Source organism: Pseudomonas brassicacearum, assembly GCF_000585995.1.
GTDB classification, from domain to species: domain Bacteria; phylum Pseudomonadota; class Gammaproteobacteria; order Pseudomonadales; family Pseudomonadaceae; genus Aquipseudomonas; species Aquipseudomonas brassicacearum_A.
In genome coordinates this window covers 4850282-4868684 of sequence record NZ_CP007410.1, presented here as the reverse complement: position 1 = coordinate 4868684, position 18403 = coordinate 4850282, and the positions used below count along the sequence as shown (strand labels likewise).

16 protein-coding genes and 1 pseudogene are annotated in these 18403 nt (G+C 62.2%); 15 read left to right on the top strand and 2 right to left on the bottom strand.

The genetic code is table 11. The annotated features are described in order from the left end of the window. Positions 1–43 precede the first annotated feature (43 nt). A pseudogene (locus CD58_RS20675) lies at positions 44–2490 on the bottom strand (acyl-CoA dehydrogenase). A gap of 386 nt (positions 2491–2876) precedes the next feature. On the opposite strand from CD58_RS20675, the gene CD58_RS20670 reads away from it, so the two are divergent. The 3 genes from CD58_RS20670 (at position 2877) to CD58_RS20660 (ending at position 5342) form a co-directional block, all read left to right on the top strand. Further along, positions 2877–3500 (top strand): glutathione S-transferase family protein, encoded by a 624-nt coding sequence (locus tag CD58_RS20670; protein ID WP_038436924.1) that lies wholly within the window; start codon positions 2877–2879, stop codon positions 3498–3500. 133 nt (positions 3501–3633) lie between these two features. After that, positions 3634–4566 (top strand): ABC transporter ATP-binding protein, encoded by a 933-nt coding sequence (locus CD58_RS20665; protein WP_025214879.1) that lies wholly within the window; start codon positions 3634–3636, stop codon positions 4564–4566. After that, complete coding sequence (locus tag CD58_RS20660; RefSeq protein WP_025214878.1) at positions 4563–5342, top strand: ABC transporter permease; 780 nt, start codon at positions 4563–4565, stop codon at positions 5340–5342. The genes CD58_RS20665 and CD58_RS20660 overlap by 4 nt, the downstream gene beginning before the upstream one ends. An 870-nt stretch (positions 5343–6212) precedes the next feature. Here CD58_RS20660 and CD58_RS20655 read toward each other — a convergent pair. Next, on the bottom strand, positions 6213–6728 hold the full coding sequence (locus CD58_RS20655; RefSeq protein ID WP_025214877.1) for a DUF2062 domain-containing protein: 516 nt from the start codon (positions 6726–6728) through the stop codon (positions 6213–6215). Positions 6729–6873: 145 nt separating this feature from the next. On the opposite strand from CD58_RS20655, the gene CD58_RS20650 reads away from it, so the two are divergent. The 12 genes from CD58_RS20650 to CD58_RS20595 all read left to right on the top strand — a co-directional run bounded on the left by CD58_RS20650 (position 6874) and on the right by CD58_RS20595 (position 18369). Further along, on the top strand, positions 6874–9120 hold the full coding sequence (locus CD58_RS20650; protein ID WP_025214876.1) for a DNA internalization-related competence protein ComEC/Rec2: 2247 nt from the start codon (positions 6874–6876) through the stop codon (positions 9118–9120). A 96-nt stretch (positions 9121–9216) separates the two neighbouring features. Beyond that, positions 9217–9852, top strand: coding sequence for a MotA/TolQ/ExbB proton channel family protein (locus CD58_RS20645; protein ID WP_025214875.1), 636 nt, complete (start codon positions 9217–9219; stop codon positions 9850–9852). Next, positions 9849–10277: an ExbD/TolR family protein gene (locus CD58_RS20640; RefSeq protein ID WP_025214874.1), complete on the top strand. Its 429-nt coding sequence runs from the start codon at positions 9849–9851 to the stop codon at positions 10275–10277. The genes CD58_RS20645 and CD58_RS20640 overlap by 4 nt, the downstream gene beginning before the upstream one ends. Next, on the top strand, positions 10277–11287 hold the full coding sequence (gene lpxK, locus CD58_RS20635; protein ID WP_025214873.1) for a tetraacyldisaccharide 4'-kinase: 1011 nt from the start codon (positions 10277–10279) through the stop codon (positions 11285–11287). Before CD58_RS20640 ends, lpxK begins: the two co-directional genes overlap by 1 nt. Before the next feature lie 23 nt (positions 11288–11310). Continuing rightward, entirely contained in the window at positions 11311–11496 is a 186-nt protein-coding gene (locus tag CD58_RS20630) for a Trm112 family protein (RefSeq protein WP_003179363.1), read from the top strand. Then, complete coding sequence (gene kdsB / locus CD58_RS20625) at positions 11493–12257, top strand: 3-deoxy-manno-octulosonate cytidylyltransferase (RefSeq protein ID WP_025214872.1); 765 nt, start codon at positions 11493–11495, stop codon at positions 12255–12257. Before CD58_RS20630 ends, kdsB begins: the two co-directional genes overlap by 4 nt. Next, a complete protein-coding gene (locus CD58_RS20620; protein ID WP_025214871.1) occupies positions 12257–12721 on the top strand; it encodes a low molecular weight protein-tyrosine-phosphatase in 465 nt (154 codons plus the stop codon). The genes kdsB and CD58_RS20620 overlap by 1 nt, the downstream gene beginning before the upstream one ends. Further along, positions 12718–13737: a UDP-N-acetylmuramate dehydrogenase gene (gene murB, locus CD58_RS20615; protein WP_025214870.1), complete on the top strand. Its 1020-nt coding sequence runs from the start codon at positions 12718–12720 to the stop codon at positions 13735–13737. The genes CD58_RS20620 and murB overlap by 4 nt, the downstream gene beginning before the upstream one ends. A 267-nt stretch (positions 13738–14004) precedes the next feature. Next, positions 14005–14475 carry a (2Fe-2S)-binding protein gene (locus CD58_RS20610; RefSeq protein WP_025214869.1) on the top strand — a complete coding sequence of 157 codons (471 nt, stop codon included), beginning with the start codon at positions 14005–14007 and terminating at the stop codon, positions 14473–14475. Then, positions 14472–16787 (top strand): xanthine dehydrogenase family protein molybdopterin-binding subunit, encoded by a 2316-nt coding sequence (locus CD58_RS20605; protein WP_025214868.1) that lies wholly within the window; start codon positions 14472–14474, stop codon positions 16785–16787. The genes CD58_RS20610 and CD58_RS20605 overlap by 4 nt, the downstream gene beginning before the upstream one ends. Beyond that, the gene (locus CD58_RS20600; RefSeq protein ID WP_025214867.1) at positions 16787–17758 is read left to right on the top strand and encodes an XdhC family protein; all 972 of its coding nucleotides are present in this window, start codon (positions 16787–16789) and stop codon (positions 17756–17758) included. The genes CD58_RS20605 and CD58_RS20600 overlap by 1 nt, the downstream gene beginning before the upstream one ends. A 20-nt stretch (positions 17759–17778) precedes the next feature. Further along, the gene (locus CD58_RS20595; RefSeq protein WP_025214866.1) at positions 17779–18369 is read left to right on the top strand and encodes a nucleotidyltransferase family protein; all 591 of its coding nucleotides are present in this window, start codon (positions 17779–17781) and stop codon (positions 18367–18369) included. Positions 18370–18403 lie beyond the last annotated feature (34 nt).

Here is an 18403-nt window from a genome sequence, read left to right as displayed (position 1 = left end):
CTGCGCCTGCTTTTACATGGTTGAGCGTACATCGTCGCCAGGATCAGCGGACTTTAGCTTCGGCGAGCGTCAGTTCCTCTTTATCGAAATCATCCACATCGATGACCTTGCGCCGCGCCGCTTCGGCCGCGCGCAGGGTCTGCGCTTCACCGGCCTGCAGTACACCGGTTTCGAGGGCTGCATCGATGAGGTGTTCGCCCGGGGCCGGGTTGAGCTGGCCTTGCTTGAACGCGGTGTGCAGTTTTTTCTGCAGCGGATGGGCGGCGGCCAGCAGGTCGCAGGCGTGTTGCAGGGCGCCCACCGGATCGTCGCTCGATTGCGGGCGATAGCAGCCCTGTAGCAACTCTTCGAGGGTCGGATCGCCCTTGGCCCGGCCGATCACAGCCGCCACTTCGGCGTCCAGCCTGTCGCTCGGGCCTTTGTGGCGACGACCGAAGGGGAACACCACCAAGCGCAACAGGCAACCGAGCACCCGGTTCGGGAAGTTGCGCAGCAGTTCGTCCAGTGCTCGCTCCGACTGGCCCAGGCTTTCTTCCATGGCCCAGGTGAACAGCGGTGTCATGTGATCCGGCGAGTCGAGATCGTGGTAACGCTTGAGCGCTGCGCTGGACAGATACAGATTGGACAATACATCGCCCAGGCGCGCCGACAGGCGCTCGCGGCGTTTGAGCTCACCACCCAGTAGCATCATGCTCAGGTCCGCCAGCAAGGCGAACGCCGCCGCCTGCCGGTTGAGGGCGCGGAAATAACCCTGGCTCAAGGCGTTGCCAGGCGTTTTTTCAAAATGCCCCAGGCCCAGGTTCAGCACCAAGGTGCTGGCGGCATTGCTGACGGCAAAACCAATGTGCTTGAGCAACAACCCATCGAACTCGATCAGCGCCTGGTCCTTGTCTTCACGGGTGGCCAGGGCCATTTCCTTGAGCACGAACGGATGGCAGCGGATCGCGCCCTGGCCGAAGATCATCAGGTTGCGCGACAGAATGTTCGCGCCTTCAACGGTGATGAAGATCGGTGCGCCTTGCCAGCTGCGCCCCAGGTAATTGTTCGGGCCCATGATGATGCCCTTGCCGCCGTGCACGTCCATGGCATGGCTGATGCACTCGCGGCCACGTTCGGTCAGGTGGTACTTGAGGATCGCCGACAGGACCGAGGGTTTTTCCCCCAGGTCCACCGCGTTGGCGGTCAGCATGCGTGCGGCGTCCATCATCCAGGCGTTGCCACCGATACGCGCCATGGCTTCCTGGATGCCTTCGAAGGCCGACAACGGCACGTTGAACTGTTCTCGCACCTGGGCGTACTGGCCTGTCACCAGGCTGGTGAACTTCGCCGCACCCGTACCGACCGCCGGCAGGGAAATCGAGCGCCCGACCGACAGGCAATTCATCAGCATCATCCAGCCCTTGCCGAGCATCGCCTGGCCGCCGATGAGGAAGTCCAGCGGGATGAACACGTCCTTGCCCCAGTTCGGCCCGTTCATGAAGGCGGCGCCCAGGGGCAGGTGACGGCGGCCGATATGCACGCCGGGGGTATCGGTGGGAATCAGGGCGAGGCTGATGCCCAGGTCTTCTTCGTCACCCAGCAGGTGGTCGGGGTCATACGCCTTGAAGGCCAGGCCGAGGAGCGTGGCGACCGGGCCGAGGGTGATGTAGCGTTTTTCCCAGTTCAGGCGCAGGCCGAGGGTTTCCTGGCCTTCCCATTCACCCTTGCAGATGATGCCGGTGTCGGGCATCGCTCCGGCGTCGGAGCCGGCCAGCGGCCCGGTCAGGGCGAAGCAGGGAATATCGTCGCCACGGGCCAGTCGCGGCAGGTAATGGTCGCGTTGTTCGTCGGTGCCGTAGTGCAGCAACAATTCCGCCGGGCCGAGGGAGTTGGGGACCATCACGGTGGACGCCAGGTCGCCACTGCGAGTGGCCAGTTTCATCGCCACCTGGGAGTGGGCGTAGGCGGAAAAACCTTTACCGCCGTATTCCTTCGGAATGATCAGCGCGAAGAAGCCATGCTCCTTGATGTGGGCCCAAGCTTCGGCGGGCAGGTCCATGGCCTGGCCGATCTGCCAGTCGCTGACCATGGCGCAGAGCGCTTCGGTCGGGCCATCGAGGAACGCCTGTTCTTCGTCGGTCAACTGTACCTTGGGGTAGGCCAGCAGCATGTCCCAGTCCGGGCGGCCGCTGAACAGCTCACCATCCCACCACACCGTGCCGGCGTCGATAGCGTCGCGTTCGGTCTGGGACATGGGCGGCAGGGTTTTCTGGAACCAGTCGAACATCGGCGCACTGAAATACTTGCGGCGCAGGTCTGGCAGCAGCAGGGGGCCGCGACGGCCGCGAGCACCACCCAGAGGATCAGCATCAGCCAGCCGGAGGCGTGGCTGAAAATGCCCATGGCCAGCAGGTAGATCGCAACGATACCCAGCGCGGGCAGCGGGGCAGTGCGCCGATGCGCCAGCCAGGCTATCCCGACGACCAGAACCAGTATCCACAACAACAGCATATGTAATCCTCCGTGAACCAGGGCAAAACCGACCCTCAGAGCTTAGACGGCATCTGCAAAACCGGCGGTCAGCGCAATGTGATTGATTTCGTGGGAAACCCGGGATGCATGGCGCCAGTCTGGTTGGCAACAGCCGTGGGAAATCGTTCGTTAACAAAGTGAGAAAACGCCATTGTTTGGCTGAAATGTCGTTATCACTGGGTAAGGGCTGTGGATAGACTCAGCAATTTGCGAACCGATGTCCTGTGGCGAGGGAGCTTGCTCCCGCTCGGTTGCGCAGCAACCGCATAAAGCTGGGGCCGCTGCGCAGCCCAGCGGGAGCAAGCTCCCTCGCCACACTGATCCGGCGTATGCTGCTGCGGCATTTATCCATCGAGGAAGCCATGATGCTGAAGATCTGGGGCCGGAAAAATTCATCGAATGTGCGCAAGGCGCTCTGGTGCGCCGAAGAGCTGGGGCTGGCCTACGAGGCCATCGACGCCGGTGGGGCATTCGGCGTGGTGGACACCCCCGAATACCGTGCGAAAAATCCCAACGGCCGCGTGCCAATGATCGAAGACGACGGCTTCGTGCTTTGGGAGTCCAACACCATCGTGCGTTACCTGGCCGCCCGCCATGCAGCGGGTTCGCCGTGGTATCCCGCTGACGTACAGGCACGGGCCAAGGCTGAAAAATGGATGGACTGGACCACGTCCAGTTTTGCCGGACCGTTTCGCACCGTATTCTGGGGCGTCTTGCGCACTCCGGCCGAGCAGCAGGACTGGGTGGCCATCAAGGCGGCGATCAAAGAGTGCGAGCACTTGCTGGCGATGGTGGAGCAGACCTTGAGCGAACAGCCCTACCTTTCGGGCGATGAAATCGGCATGGGCGACATCCCCTTGGGCAGTTTCATTTATGCCTGGTTAGAGATGCCTATCGAGCGGGCTGCGTTGCCTTACGTGCAGGCCTGGTACGCGCGGTTGCAACAGCGCCCGGCTTACCGTAAGGCCGTCATGACCGCGTTGACTTAATACTTACTATCGACACGCGTGACTGTACTTGTGCGGCGACGCCACGCACCATTACCTTCATGCGCCGTGGTTGCATTACTCGCCGCCCGCCCTTATTTCATTCTTTCTTCCCTTCTTGGTGCGTAAATCCGATATGAGTTCCGCTCTGTCCATCCGGCAGTTAACCAAAACCTACGGCAACGGTTTCCAGGCCCTGAGTGGTATCGATCTGGACGTCGCCGAAGGTGACTTCTTCGCCTTGCTCGGCCCCAACGGCGCCGGCAAATCCACCACCATCGGTATTCTTTCCACCCTGGTGAACAAAACCAGCGGTACGGTGAATATCTTCGGCCATGACCTGGACCGCGAACCCGCCGCGCTCAAGCGCTGCATCGGCGTGGTGCCCCAGGAGTTCAACTTCAACCAGTTCGAGAAAACCTTCGACATCGTCGTGACCCAGGCCGGTTACTACGGCATCCCGCCGAAGATCGCCAAGGAGCGCGCCGAGCAGTACCTGACTCAGTTGGGGTTGTGGGACAAGCGTGACGTGCCGTCCCGTTCCTTGTCCGGCGGCATGAAGCGCCGATTGATGATTGCCCGCGCACTGGTGCACGAGCCGCGTCTGTTGATCCTCGACGAACCGACCGCGGGTGTGGACATCGAGCTACGCCGTTCGATGTGGACCTTCCTGACCGAGCTGAACCAGAAAGGCATCACCATCATCCTCACCACGCATTACCTGGAAGAGGCCGAGCAGCTGTGCCGCAACATCGGCATCATCGACCATGGCACCATCGTCGAGAACACCAGCATGCGACAGTTGCTCAGCCAACTGCATGTGGAAACCTTTCTGCTGGACCTGAAAAACGATCTGCAGGTTGCGCCGCAGCTCATCGGTTATCCGGCCCGGCTGGTGGACAACCACACCCTGGAAGTCCAAGTGGATAAAGCCGTCGGCATTACCGGATTGTTCAGCCAGTTGGCGCTGCAAAACATCGACGTGCTGAGCCTGCGCAACAAAACCAATCGCCTTGAGGAGTTGTTCGTGTCCCTGGTGGAGAAAAATCTGGCGAAGGTGGCTGTATGAGTTCCGAACTGCGCCCCAACCTCATCGCCCTCAATACCATCGTTTACCGTGAAGTTCGGCGCTTCATGCGGATCTGGCCACAGACCCTGCTGCCGCCGGCCATCACCATGGTTTTGTACTTCGTGATCTTCGGCAACCTGATCGGCCGGCAGATCGGCGACATGGGTGGCTTCACGTACATGGACTACATCGTGCCGGGGCTGATCATGATGTCGGTGATCACCAATGCCTACGGCAACGTGGTGTCGAGTTTCTTCGGCGCCAAGTTTCAGCGTTCGATCGAAGAGCTGATGGTCTCGCCAGTTTCGCCCCATACCATCCTGGTCGGCTACGCCCTGGGTGGCGTATTGCGCGGTTTGGCGGTGGGCTTGATCGTGACCTTGCTGTCGCTGTTCTTCACCGATTTGCAGGTGCATCACCTGGGGGTGACGATATTGGTGGTGGTGCTCACGGCGACGATCTTTTCGCTGCTGGGGTTCATCAATGCTGTGTTTGCGCGCAACTTCGATGACATCTCCATTATTCCGACGTTCGTGCTGACGCCGCTGACCTATCTGGGGGGGGTGTTCTACTCGATCTCGCTGCTGCCGCCGTTTTGGCAGACTGTGTCGCTGGCTAATCCGGTGCTGCACATGGTTAACGCTTTCCGCTACGGCATTCTTGGGGTTTCGGACATCAGGATCAGTATTGCGATTACCTTCATGGTGGTGGCGACTTTGGTGCTTTATGTGGGGTGTGCGCGGTTGTTGGTGAGTGGGCGGGGGATGCGGACTTAAGCGAGTGGTGACCGTGTGTATATCCGTTGCTGCGGTAACGGCTACTGGCGGTTCCGCCCTTACGGCGGGTCACTTTTGGAAGAGCCGGGAGCCGGACCAGCCAAAAGTAACCAAAAGCGCTTTGCCCCACCACTCGGTGCCTCGCTAGGGCTCGGCATGCCCGAACGCAGGCATTGCTCCGTGGGCCGCCGCGAAGGGCCATCCATGGCCCAGCGCGGCTACCTCGGCATCCATGCCGAGGTGCCCACTGCGCAATGCCTGCGTTCGGCCAGCGTGGTTAATGGGGCGTCGAGATCAAGATCAAGATCTAAAGCAAAGCACGAGCGGGGGTTATATCCAGCATCTGTGTGGCTGATCCATCGCTATCGCGAGCAAGCTCGCTCCCACATGGAGTTGTGGGTGTTCACAGCATCTGCACACGACACAAAAAAACTGTGGGAGCGAGCTTGCTCGCGATGACGTCAGCACAGCCAACATCACCACAAACTGACCCTCCGCTTTCGCGAGCAAGCCCGCTCCCACAGGTGGAACGCGTTCATCCCAAATCAGGTCGGCTATAAGGCCGCCTCGCTTTAGCTTTTGATCTGGGGCGCCCCATTAACCACGCTGGCTGAACGAAGGTATTGCGCAGTGGGCAACCCGGCATGGATGCCGGGTTAGCCGCGCTGGGCCATGGATGGCCCTTCGCGGCGGCCCACGGAGCAATGCCTTCGTTCAGGCATGCCGAGCCCTAGCGAGGCACCGAGTGGTGGGGCAAGAGCGTTTTGCTTACTTTTCGCCGGGCCGCGCAGGCTTCTCAAAAGTGAGCCGCTGTAAGAGCGGAACCGCCAGTAGCCGTTACCACAGCAACGGATATACACACAAAACCCCTCACATCCGACTTTTCTTGCGCCGCTTCCACTGCCGAGTCACCCACCAACGCCAATAGCTCATGGTGACGAAGTAGGCGAGGGCACCAAGTACCAGGCCGGTCACCACTGAACCCAACAGAAACGGTTGCCACAAAGTGGCCAACTGGCCGCTGATCCATTCCCAAGTCAGTTCCTCAGGCAACGTGCGGGGCGGCACATCCATCAGCCAGGCGCCGGTCTGATAGGTGCAGAAAAATACCGCCGGCATCGTGATCGGATTGGTCAGCCAGACCAGGCTCACCGCGATCGGTATATTGCCGCGCACCGTGATAGCCAGCGCCGCGGCCAGCAACATCTGCAAAGGGATCGGCAGGAAAGCGGCAAACAGGCCGACAGCCATCGCCCGTGCCACGGAATGCCGATTGAGGTGCCAAAGGTTGGGATCGTGCAAAAGGGTGCCGAGAAAGCGTAAGGATTTGTGTTCCCGAATGCTCTCTGGGTCAGGCATGTAACGTTTGAATAGGCGCCGGGGCATAAGGCTTCTCGGTCGGTTCAAAGCAATAAAGCCGCAAGTATGTCCGGATTCTACGGCTGGCAGATTCAGACTTTGTGACAATTGATAACGCCCGCGGTGCCCCTGACCGGCTATGCCTGAAGAGGGGACTCTCAAGGACGGGGTTATGCGCACAGGATTAGTCGCGCTTGCACTGGGGCTGTTGGCCCCGGTTTTTTTACCGGCACTGCCGCCGCTGTGGCTGATTGCGGTCATGCCGGTGTTCGCGCTGATGGTTTTGCCGTTTCGAACCTATCCGCTGGGTTTTTTCCTGTTCGGGTTGGCCTGGGCCTGCCTGTCGGCGCAGTTTGCGCTGGACGACCGATTACCCGTCACGCTGGAGGGAGAAACCCGCTGGGTCGAAGGGCGCGTCGTCGGCTTGCCGCAGTACAGCGACGGCGTGGTGCGTTTCGAACTGGCCGATGCCCAGTCACGTCGTACCCGGCTGCCGACCTCGATGCGCCTGGCCTGGTTTGGTGGTCCACCCGTCAGCAGCGGCGAGCGATGGCGATTGGCAGTGAAACTCAAACGGCCCGCCGGGCTGCTGAACCCACACGGTTTCGACTATGAAGCCTGGCTGTTGAGTCGAGGCATCGGGGCGACTGGCACGGTGAAGGACGGCCGTCGTCTCCTGCCGGCGCAGGGCGCGTGGCGTGACGGCGTGCGACAGGCGCTGGCCCAGGTCGATGCCCAGGGTCGTTCCGGTGCGTTGGCGGCCTTGGTGCTTGGCGACGGCAGCGGATTGAGCCGCGATGACTGGCAAGTGCTGCAAGACACAGGCACCGTCCATTTACTGGTGATTTCCGGGCAGCACATCGGCCTGCTCGCCGGCCTGGTGTACCTGCTTGTGGCCGGTGCAGCACGCTATGGCGTGTGGCCGGCGCGTTTGCCGTGGTTGCCTTGGGCCTGCGCGCTGGCCTTCAGCGCGGCCCTGGGCTATGGCTTGCTCGCCGGCTTTGAGGTGCCGGTGCGGCGGGCCTGCGCGATGATCGGGCTGGTGCTGCTGTGGCGCTGGCGCTTCAAACATCCGGATCCTTGGTGGGCCTGGCTGCTGGCCTTTAATGGCGTGCTGCTGTTCGATCCGCTGGCTAGCCTGCGGCCAGGGTTCTGGCTGTCGTTTACGGCAGTGGCGATATTGATATTCACCTTTGGCGGTCGCCTGGGCCCCTGGCGCTGGTGGCAGACCTGGACCCGTGCCCAATGGCTGGTGGCGGTCGGTCTGTGTCCGTTGCTGTTGGTATTGGGCTTGCCGGTCAGTCTGAGCGGACCCCTGGTGAACTTGCTGGCAGTGCCTTGGATCAGCCTGTTGGTGTTGCCGTCGGCGCTGCTCGGCACGGCGTTGTTGCCGGTGCCATTCATCGGTGAGGGGCTGCTGTGGATGGCGGGCGGCTTGCTCGATTTGTTGTTCAAGGGGCTGGCATGGGTTGCCGGGCGAATGCCGGCGTGGATGCCTGCTTCGGTCCCGTTCTGGGCCTGGGGCATCGCCGCCCTCGGTGCCTTTTTGCAGCTGTTGCCCAAGGGCCTGCCGCTGCGGGTGCTGGGGTGGCCGATGCTGCTGTTGATGGTTTTCCCGCCGCGAGAAAGCGTGCCGCCAGGCCATGCCGAAATCTGGCACCTGGACGTAGGCCAAGGGCTCGCGGTGCTCGTGCGTACCCGTCGCCATACCCTGCTCTACGATGCCGGGCCGCGCTTTGGTGAGGCTGACGCGGGCGAGCGTGTGGTGCTGCCCACCTTGCGCAAACTGGGGGTACAGGCCCTGGACCTGATGCTGCTCAGCCATGCCGACGCCGACCACGCTGGCGGTGCCCGTGCCGTGCGTAACGGCCTGTCAACGACGCGTGTGATCAGCGGAGATCCTGCCGCGCTACCTGATGAACTGCAGGCGGGTGCCTGCGACAGCGGCGAGCGTTGGGAGTGGGACGGGGTCAGGTTCGAACTCTGGCAATGGTCCGCAGCTCTTGAAAGCAACCAGAAGTCCTGTGTCTTGCTGGTCGAGGCTGGCGGCGAGCGCTTGCTGCTGACCGGCGACATTGATACCCATGCCGAACACGCCTTGCTCGGCGGGCCCCTGGCGGTACCGATCCAATGGTTGGCCGCTGCGCATCATGGCAGCCGCAGCTCCTCGTCGATGGCGCTATTGTCGCGCTTGAAACCTCATTCGGTGCTGATTTCCCGGGGACAAGGCAACGCGTTTGGTCATCCGCATCCCCGGGTGCTCGCTCGCTACCGACGGCTGGGCATGGCGATTTATGACAGTGCCGAACAAGGCGCCATTCGTCTGCAACTGGGCGCCCATGAACCCCCTTTCACCGAGGCCGGGCAACGACGCTATTGGCGCAGTCCGCCGCCTGCGGGGCCAAAGGCCGGACATTGACGCAGGTCACCTTGCGCGACGGACTTATTGGCAGGTCGGGCCTCCAAGACGTGTCTGTATGATAAAGTGGCGCACTTTTTCGAGGGGGCTGTCACTGTGTGGGAATTGGTCAAATCCGGCGGCTGGATGATGTTGCCGATCATTCTGAGTTCCATCGCGGCACTGGGCATCGTTGCCGAACGCCTGTGGACCCTGCGGGCCAGCCGCGTGACCCCAGAGCATTTGCTCGGGCAGGTCTGGGTCTGGATCAAGGACAAACAACTGAACAAGGACAAGCTCAAGGAACTGCGGGCCAGTTCGCCCCTGGGCGAAGTCCTGGCCGCAGGCCTGGCGAACTCCAAGCATGGTCGCGAGATCATGAAGGAGTGCATCGAAGAGGCCGCCGCCCGGGTCATCCATGAACTGGAGCGCTACATCAGCACCCTGGGCACCATCGCCGCCATGTCCCCGCTGCTGGGCCTGTTGGGTACGGTGCTGGGCATGATCGACATTTTCAGCGCGTTCACCGGCTCCGGCATGACCACCAACGCCGCCGTGCTGGCGGGGGGGATTTCCAAAGCCTTGATCACCACCGCTGCCGGCCTGATGGTGGGTATCCCTGCGGTGTTCTTCCATCGGTTCCTGCAACGCCGCGTCGACGAACTGGTGGTGGGCATGGAGCAGGAAGCCATCAAGTTGGTGGAGGTGGTGCAAGGTGATCGTGACGTGGACCTGGCCGGGGGCAAGCAGTGAAATTCCGCCGCAAACCTCGGGAAAACATCGAGATCAACCTCGCATCGTTGATCGACGTGGTGTTCATCCTGCTGCTGTTTTTTGTCGTGACCACCACGTTCACCCGTGAAACCCAGCTCAAGGTCGAATTGCCGCAAGCCGTCAGTGGCTCGCCGGCTGAAGAGCAGCAACTGAAGAATCTGGAAATCACCATCAGCGCCGAAGGCGCGTTCTCGGTGAACAACCAGCTGCTGCCCAAGAGTGACCTGGCGAGCCTGATCGAGGCCCTGCAGAAGGAGTCCGGCGGCGACACCACCCTGCCGCTGTCCATCAGCGCCGACGGCAAGACCCCTCATCAATCGGTCATCACCGCCATGGACGCCGCCGGCAAGCTCGGTTTCAGCCATTTACGCATGACCACCGTCGAGGCGGCGCCTGCACCCTGATGGCCATGTCCGATCGTTTGCTTGCCGCGTGGTACGAAGGTCATCCGGCCCTGACGTTGTTGCGGCCACTGGAATGGCTGTACCGGCGAGTGGTGGTGGGCAAGCGGGAGCGATTCCTGGCCGGCGAGGGAGAGATCTACCAGCCCCCCGTGCCGCTGATCGTAGTCGGCAATATCACGGTCGGCGGCACCGGCAAGACGCCGTTGATCCTGTGGATGATCCAGCACTGCCAGCGCAGTGGCCTGCGGGTCGGTGTGGTCAGCCGGGGGTACGGCGCCAAGCCGCCGCAATTGCCATGGCGGGTCGAGGCCGAGCAGGGCGCCGACGTCGCGGGCGACGAGCCGCTGCTGATTGTCCAGCGCACCGGCGTGCCGCTGATGATCGATCCTGATCGCAGCCGTGCGGTCCGGGCACTGCTGGAAACCGAGGCGCTGGACCTGATCCTGTCTGATGACGGCATGCAGCATTACCGTCTGGCCCGGGACCTTGAACTGGTGCTGATCGATAGCGCCCGTGGCCTGGGCAACCGACGCTGCCTGCCCGCCGGTCCGTTGCGCGAGCCGGTCGAGCGCCTGCAATCGGTCGACGCCGTGCTGTACAACGGCGCCAGTGCCGACCGAGAAGACGGCTTCGCTTTCGAGTTGCGCCCCACCGAGCTGGTGAACCTGGCCAGCGGCGAACGACGGCCCCTTGATCATTTTCCAGCCGGCCAGGCCTTGCACGCCGTGGCTGGCATCGGCAATCCCCAGCGTTTCTTCAAGACCCTCGAAACGCTACACTGGCGGCCAATACCACACGGGTTTGCCGACCATGCCGAATACAGCGCCCAGGCGTTGAATTTCACGCCTTCGTTGCCCGTGGTCATGACGGAAAAGGACGCCGTCAAATGCCGTGCCTTCGCCGCACCCGACTGGTGGTACCTGGCGGTAGACGCCGCGCCATCGCCGGCCTTCGTGGACTGGTTCGATACGCAGTTGATGCGCCTGTTGCCGGATCGGCTTTTGCCTTAAAACCTTTTATCCAGGGGAGTTCCATGGACACCAAATTGCTCGACATTCTGGCCTGCCCAGTCTGCAAAGGCCCGCTCAAGCTCAGCGCCGACAAGACCGAACTGATCAGTAAGGGCGCTGGCCTGGCCTATCCGATTCGTGATGGCATCCCGGTGATGCTCGAAAGCGAAGCCCGTACCCTGACTACCGATGAGCGCCTGGATAAATGACCACAGCCTTTACCGTCGTCATTCCCTCGCGCTTCGCCTCGACACGCCTGCCCGGCAAACCGCTGCTGTTGATCGCTGGCAAGCCGATGATCCAGCACGTGTGGGAACAGGCCTGCAAAAGCAGCGCCCAGCGTGTGGTGGTGGCGACGGACGATGCGCGCATCATGGAGGCCTGCAAGGGCTTTGGCGCCGAGGTAGTCCTGACCCGCGAGGATCACAATTCCGGCACTGATCGCTTGGCGGAGGTCGCCGAGAAACTCGGCCTGGCACCTGACGCCATCGTGGTCAATGTGCAGGGTGATGAACCGTTGATCCCGCCCAGCGTGATCGATCAGGTCGCGGCGAACCTGGCGGCCCATACCGAGGCGCGCATGGCCACCCTGGCCGAGCCGATCAAGGATGTGCAAACCCTCTTCAATCCCAGCGTGGTCAAGGTGGTCAGCGACCTCAACGGCCTGGCGCTGACCTTCAGTCGCGCGACATTGCCCTGGGCCCGGGATGCGTTCGCGCAAAACCAGGACGTGATGCCGCAAGGCGTGCCGTACCGCCGCCACATCGGCATCTATGCCTACCGCGCCGGTTTCCTCCAGGACTTCGTTGCATGGGGCCCGTGCTGGCTGGAAAACACCGAATCCCTGGAGCAACTGCGTGCCCTGTGGCATGGCGTGCGAATTCATGTCGCCGATGCGCTGATCGCCCCGCCAACGGGCGTCGATACCGCTGAAGACCTCGAGCGCGTTCGTCGCCTGCTGGAGGCCTGATGCGGGTTCTGTTCGTCTGCCTCGGCAATATCTGCCGCTCGCCCACCGCCGAAGGCATCTTGCGGCATAAGCTGCACGAGGCCGGGCTGGCCGGGCAGGTGGAAGTCGCTTCCGCCGGCACCGGTGACTGGCATGTGGGCAAGGCCCCGGACAAACGCAGCCAGGCGGCGGCCTTGAAGCGAGGCTACGACTTGTCGGCCCAGCGTGCGCAGCAGGTGACCCGCGCCGACTTCGCCGCCTACGACTTGATCCTGGCGATGGACAGCAGCAACCTGCGCCACCTCAAGGTCATGCAACCGGCCAACGGCAGGGCCGAACTGGACCTGTTCCTGCGGCGCTACGAGGCTGAACTCGATGACGTGCCGGATCCTTACTACGACGGCGAGCAGGGCTTCGAGCAAGTGCTGGACTTGATCGAACTCGCCACCGATCGCTTGGTGATCGAATTGAAGGGGCGCTTATGACCTTGCAGGTACAGGCCGGCGTCAGCCTCAAGCCCTTCAACAGTTTTGGCGTGGACGTGAAGGCTCGGTTGTTCGCCGAAGCCCACAGTGATGATGATGTTCGCGAGGCGCTGGCCTATGCCGCTGGACATGAGGTGCCGCTGCTGGTGATTGGCGGCGGCAGCAACCTGTTGCTGACCGACGACATCGATGCGCTGGTGCTGCGCATGGCGAGCAAAGGGGTTCGCCTGCTCAGCGATGACGGCGAACGGGTGGTGATCGAAGCCGAAGCAGGGGAGCCGTGGCACCCTTTCGTCCAGCACACGTTGGCGCAGGGTTGGTCGGGGTTGGAGAACCTCAGCCTGATTCCCGGTACCGTCGGGGCGGCGCCGATGCAAAATATCGGCGCCTACGGGGTCGAGATCAAGGACGTCTTCGCTGGCCTCACCGCCCTGGATCGCCAGACCGGCGGGCTGCGCGATTTCACCCTCGAAGAATGCCGTTTTACCTACCGCGACAGCCTGTTCAAGCAGCAGGCGGGTCGCTGGCTGATCCTGCGGGTGCGCTTTGCCCTCAGTCGCGCCGCGCATCTGCATCTGGAGTACGGCCCGGTCCGCCAACGGTTGACCGAGCAGGGCATCGAGCAGGCGACGCCTACCGATGTCAGTCGGGCCATTTGCAGCATTCGCAGCGAAAAACTTCCAGACCCGGCCGTGTTGGGCAACGCTGGCAGTTTTTTCAAGAATCCGCTGGTGCCGGCCTCGCACGTGGCGCAACTCAAAGTGCAGTATCCGGACTTGGTGGCTTATCCACAGCCCGAAGGGCAGATGAAAGTCGCCGCCGGCTGGCTGATCGAACGGGCCGGCTGGAAGGGCTTCCGCGAAGGTGACGCCGGGGTGCACAAGTTGCAGGCGCTGGTGCTGGTCAACTATGGCAATGCCACTGGCCCGCAACTGTTGGACCTGGCCCAGCGCATCCAGAAAGACATCGCCGAACGGTTCCAGGTCGAGCTGGAAATGGAACCCAATCGGTACTGAAGCGCGCTTTCGCAACCCTCTGAAAAAACGTCCTGCACATCCTGCACGCGATCATTTGTGCAGGATTGTGCAGGGCGTTTTGCTTGATCCTGGGTTAATTTAGCTCCCTAACGATGTCACCATCGGCATCTTGAAGGCCCGGTGCAGACGCCTGCGTGCGTATGCATAAGAGAGCCCGATCAGCCTGAGCCAGTCTGCGACAACCGAACCGTGAACCAAACGGCAGATTGCTCGACCCCATAACTCGATCACTATGCGGGCGTGCCCATGATTACCCTGAAACTCAATGGAAAAGATCATCAACTGGATGTGACAGAGGACATGCCGCTGCTGTGGGCTATCCGGGATGTGGCCGGTTACAACGGCACTAAGTTCGGCTGCGGCATGGGCCTGTGCGGCGCGTGCACCATCCACATCGACGGCGCCCCGGCGCGCAGCTGCATTACGCCGATCGGCTCGGTGAAAGGGCAGGACATCAGCACCATCGACGCGCTGCATACCGACCCCGTCGGGCAAGTCGTCCAGAAGGCCTGGCTCGATAGCGCAGTGGCCCAATGTGGTTATTGCCAGGGCGGCCAGATCATGTCCGCGACCGCCTTGCTCAAGACCAATCCCAACCCGAGCGATGAGCAGATTGAAGAAGCCATGGTCGGCAACCTCTGCCGCTGTGGCACCTATAACCGGATCAAGACCGCGATTCGCCAGGCCTCCACCCACCTGAAGGAGGCCAAGGCATGAGCCGTTTGCCCGATGATTTTGTGCTGAGTAATCTCAGTCGTCGTGGTTTCCTCAAAGGCGCAAGCGCCATCGGTGTGCTGGTGCTGGCTGCCAGTTGGGGCGTGCCAGATGCTTTTGCCGAGGATAAGAAATACGGCGCCGAGGGCATGCCCCATGGTGCGGTCGACGACCCGAAGGTGTACGTGAGCATCGCCGCCGATGGCAGTGTCACGGTCATCTGCAATCGTTCGGAAATGGGCCAAGGTGTACGTACCAGCCTGAGCATGGTGGTGGCCGATGAATTGGACGCCGATTGGGCCAGGGTCTTGGTCAAGCAGGCGCCGGCCGATGAAGCGCGTTTTGGCAACCAGGACACCGACGGTTCGCGCAGCATGCGTCACTGGTACGAGCCGATGCGCCGTTGCGGTGCCGCTGCCCGGACCATGCTGGAACAGGCCGCCGCCGCGCAGTGGAATGTCCCGGTGGGTGAGTGCCGTGCGCAATTGCACACAGTGCTGCACCAGCCTTCCGGCCGCCAATTGGGCTACGGTGCGTTGGCCGCCGCCGCCAGTGCCTTGCCGGTGCCGGCCCGCGACAGCCTGCGTCTCAAGCAGCCTTCTGAATTCCGCTACATCGGCAAGGAAGCGAGCCGGGCCATCGATGGCGAAGATATCGTCAACGGCCGCGCCGTATACGGTGCCGATGTGCATTTCGACGGCATGCTTTACGCCGTTATCGCCCGCCCGCCGGTCTATGGCGGCAAGGTCAAGACCGTGGACAGCAGCGCGGCGCTGAAAGTGCCGGGCGTGGTCAAGGTGGTGCAGATCGAAGGGCGTCCGCTGCCCTCGGAGTTCCAACCCCTGGGCGGTGTGGCGGTGCTGGCGAAAAACACCTGGGCGGCGATCAAGGGCCGCGAAGCGCTGAAAATCGAGTGGGATGACGGCCCGAATGCCGGTTATGACTCCATTGCCTATCGCAAGGAACTGGAAGCGGCGGCCCTCAAGCCCGGGAAAGTCGTGCGCAGCAGCGGTGATCTCGATGATGCGCTGGCCAAGGCTGATTCGACGTTGGAGGCGTCGTATTACTTGCCGCACCTGTCCCAGTCCCCTATGGAACCGATGGTCGCCGTTGCCCGGTTCAAGGACGGTCAATGCGAGGCTTGGGCGCCGAGCCAGGCGCCGCAAGTGACCCGTGAACGTGTCGCCGAACGCCTGGGTATTGCTTTCGAGAAGGTCACGGTGAACATCACGTTGCTGGGCGGCGGTTTCGGACGCAAGTCAAAACCTGACTTTGTCGTCGAAGCGGCCGTCCTCGCCAAGCAGTTTCCCGGCCAGGCAGTACGGGTGCAATGGACCCGCGAGGACGACATTCATCACTCGTATTTCCACACCGTATCGGCCGAATACCTGAAGGCTGGCCTGAACCAGGACGGTATGCCGTCCGGTTGGCTACACCGCACCGTAGCCCCGAGCATCACCGCACTGTTTGCACCGGGCATGACTCACGAGGCGCCGTTCGAAATAGGCATGGGCGTGACCAACATGGCCTACGCCATTCCCAACCTGCGTCTGGAAAACCCCGAAGCGGTGGCTCATGCCCGGGTGGGCTGGTATCGCTCGGTGTCGAACATTCCACACGGCTTCGCAATCCAGAGCTTCATTGATGAGCTGGCCCACAAAGCCGGCCAGGATCCGCTGAAGTACCAGCTCAAATTGCTCGGACCGGACCGTAAGATCGATCCGCGTACCTTGAGCGAAGAATGGAACTACGGCGAATCCCCCGAGCGTTACCCGATTGATACGGCGCGGATCCGCACGGTGCTGGAAACCGCCGCCAAGGCCGCCGGTTGGGGCAGGGAACTGCCCAAGGGCCGTGGCCTGGGGCTGGCGGTGCACTACAGCTTCGTCACCTACGTGGCGGCGGTGCTCGAGGTGGAGGTCAAGGACGATGGCACGGTGATCGTGCACAAGGCGGACATCGCCGTGGACTGCGGCCCGCAGATCAACCCTGAGCGCATCCGCTCGCAATTCGAAGGCGCCTGCGTCATGGGCCTGGGTAATGCCATGGTGGGGGAAATCAGCTTCAAGGACGGCAAGGTGCAGCAGGACAATTTCCACATGTACGAAGTGGCACGCATGTCCCTTGCGCCTAAGGAAGTGGCGGTGCATTTGGTCACTCCGCCGGGGGAGGTGCCGCTGGGCGGTGTCGGCGAGCCGGGCGTACCGCCGATTGCGCCGGCGCTGTGCAACGCGATTTTCGCTGCCACCGGCAAGCGCATTCGTAACCTGCCGGTGCGTTATCAGCTGCAAGGCTGGCAACAGGCCAAAGCTTGATGGACAGCGTTGATCTGAACGTCCTGCGCAGCGTGCTTCAATGGCGCCGCGCCGGGCAGCGGGTGGTGTTGTTCACCGTGGTCCAGACCTGGGGCACTGCACCGAGGCCGCCAGGGGCAATGCTGGCCTTGCGTGAAGATGGCGTGGTGATTGGCTCGGTGTCGGGCGGTTGTGTCGAGGATGACTTGATCGCCCGGTTGCACGACGGCCGCATTCCGGCGGACGGCCCGCCGGTGCAACTGATCACCTACGGCGTGACCCGTGAGGAGGCGGCGCGCTTCGGCCTGCCGTGCGGCGGCACCTTGCGTTTGACCGAAGAGCGGGTCGGCGATCCTCAGTGGGTCGCTGAATTACTGGAGCGCTGCGAAGCCCATGAGATTGTCGCCCGTGAGCTGACGGTCGCCAGCGGTCAAGTGGTGCTGACACCGGCCAGTAAAACCGACGCCTTGCTGTTCGATGGACAAGTCCTGCGAGCCATCTACGGTCCGCGTTGGCGGCTTTTGCTGATCGGCGCCGGACAACTGTCGCGTTACGTGGCGGAAATGGCCCGGTTGCTGGACTTCGAAGTGCTGATCTGTGATCCACGCAAGGAGTTTGTCTACGGTTGGGAAGAGCAACATGGCCGCTTCGTCTCGGGTATGCCCGACGAAGCGGTGCTGAGCATCGAGACCGACGAGCGCACGGCCATTGTGGCCCTGACCCATGATCCACGCCTGGATGACATGGCGCTGCTGACCGCCCTGGATTCCAAGGCCTTCTATGTCGGCGCTTTGGGTTCGCGGGTTAACAGTCAAAAACGCCGGGATAACCTGGCTCAGCTAGGCTTGTCAGCACAGGCCATCGAGCGGCTGCATGGGCCGATCGGCCTGCACATCGGCAGCCACACACCCGCGGAAATCGCGTTGTCGCTGCTGGCCGAAATCGTGGCGATCAAAAATGGCGTAGAACTGCGTCAGAAAAAGCCGCTGTAAGCCGAAGGTGAGGAGGGCGTATGAGTGGATCGATAGGCGTGATCATTCTCGCGGCCGGATCGGGCAGCCGTTTCCGTCAGGTGGCAGGTGCCGATAAGGATAAGTTGCTGGCCGATTGCACCGGGCGCGACGGTGCCGTCCGTTCGGTGATCGAGCAGGTGCTGGTGAATTTGCCTGCCTCCCTGGAAAAGCGCGTCTTGGTGACGAGCCGGGATCGTCCGCAAGTCATCCGCATGGCCCAAGCCTACGGCTGCGATTTCGTGGAGCTGGACTCGCCCGGTTTGGGGGACAGCATCGCGGCCGGGGTCCAGGCCTGCCCGGACCTTGCTGGGTGGTTGATGGTACTGGGTGATATGCCGTTCATTCTGCCGTCGAGTATCGAGCAGGTGGCGGCGGGGATTCGCGAGGATGGCATCAGTGTGCCGGTCTTCTCTGGCGAATACGGGCATCCGGTGGGATTCGGCCGTGCGTTTGGCCCGAAACTGATGGCTCTGACCGGGGATCGCGGTGCCAAGGCATTGTTTGCCGGGGCACAAGTGGTCGAGGTGGCGGTGGACGATCCTGGCGTCACTTGGGATATAGACGTGCCTGAGGCGCTGGCCTTCAAATAGCAGCCGACGCAGAACCTTGTGGGAGCGAGCTTGC

Excerpts from the sequence above, each read along its gene's own strand:
- CD58_RS20655 (WP_025214877.1), bottom strand. The coding sequence starts at position 6,728 with ATGCCCCGGCGCCTATTCAAACGTTACATGCCTGACCCAGAGAGCATT.
- murB (WP_025214870.1), top strand. The coding sequence starts at position 12,718 with ATGACCTTGCAGGTACAGGCCGGCGTCAGCCTCAAGCCCTTCAACAGT.
- lpxK (WP_025214873.1), top strand. The coding sequence starts at position 10,277 with ATGGCCATGTCCGATCGTTTGCTTGCCGCGTGGTACGAAGGTCATCCG.
- CD58_RS20670 (WP_038436924.1), top strand. The coding sequence starts at position 2,877 with ATGCTGAAGATCTGGGGCCGGAAAAATTCATCGAATGTGCGCAAGGCG.
- CD58_RS20605 (WP_025214868.1), top strand. The coding sequence starts at position 14,472 with ATGAGCCGTTTGCCCGATGATTTTGTGCTGAGTAATCTCAGTCGTCGT.
- CD58_RS20620 (WP_025214871.1), top strand. The coding sequence starts at position 12,257 with ATGCGGGTTCTGTTCGTCTGCCTCGGCAATATCTGCCGCTCGCCCACC.
- CD58_RS20600 (WP_025214867.1), top strand. The coding sequence starts at position 16,787 with ATGGACAGCGTTGATCTGAACGTCCTGCGCAGCGTGCTTCAATGGCGC.
- CD58_RS20665 (WP_025214879.1), top strand. The coding sequence starts at position 3,634 with ATGAGTTCCGCTCTGTCCATCCGGCAGTTAACCAAAACCTACGGCAAC.
- CD58_RS20610 (WP_025214869.1), top strand. The coding sequence starts at position 14,005 with ATGATTACCCTGAAACTCAATGGAAAAGATCATCAACTGGATGTGACA.
- kdsB (WP_025214872.1), top strand. The coding sequence starts at position 11,493 with ATGACCACAGCCTTTACCGTCGTCATTCCCTCGCGCTTCGCCTCGACA.
- CD58_RS20630 (WP_003179363.1), top strand. The coding sequence starts at position 11,311 with ATGGACACCAAATTGCTCGACATTCTGGCCTGCCCAGTCTGCAAAGGC.
- CD58_RS20595 (WP_025214866.1), top strand. The coding sequence starts at position 17,779 with ATGAGTGGATCGATAGGCGTGATCATTCTCGCGGCCGGATCGGGCAGC.
- CD58_RS20660 (WP_025214878.1), top strand. The coding sequence starts at position 4,563 with ATGAGTTCCGAACTGCGCCCCAACCTCATCGCCCTCAATACCATCGTT.
- CD58_RS20650 (WP_025214876.1), top strand. The coding sequence starts at position 6,874 with ATGCGCACAGGATTAGTCGCGCTTGCACTGGGGCTGTTGGCCCCGGTT.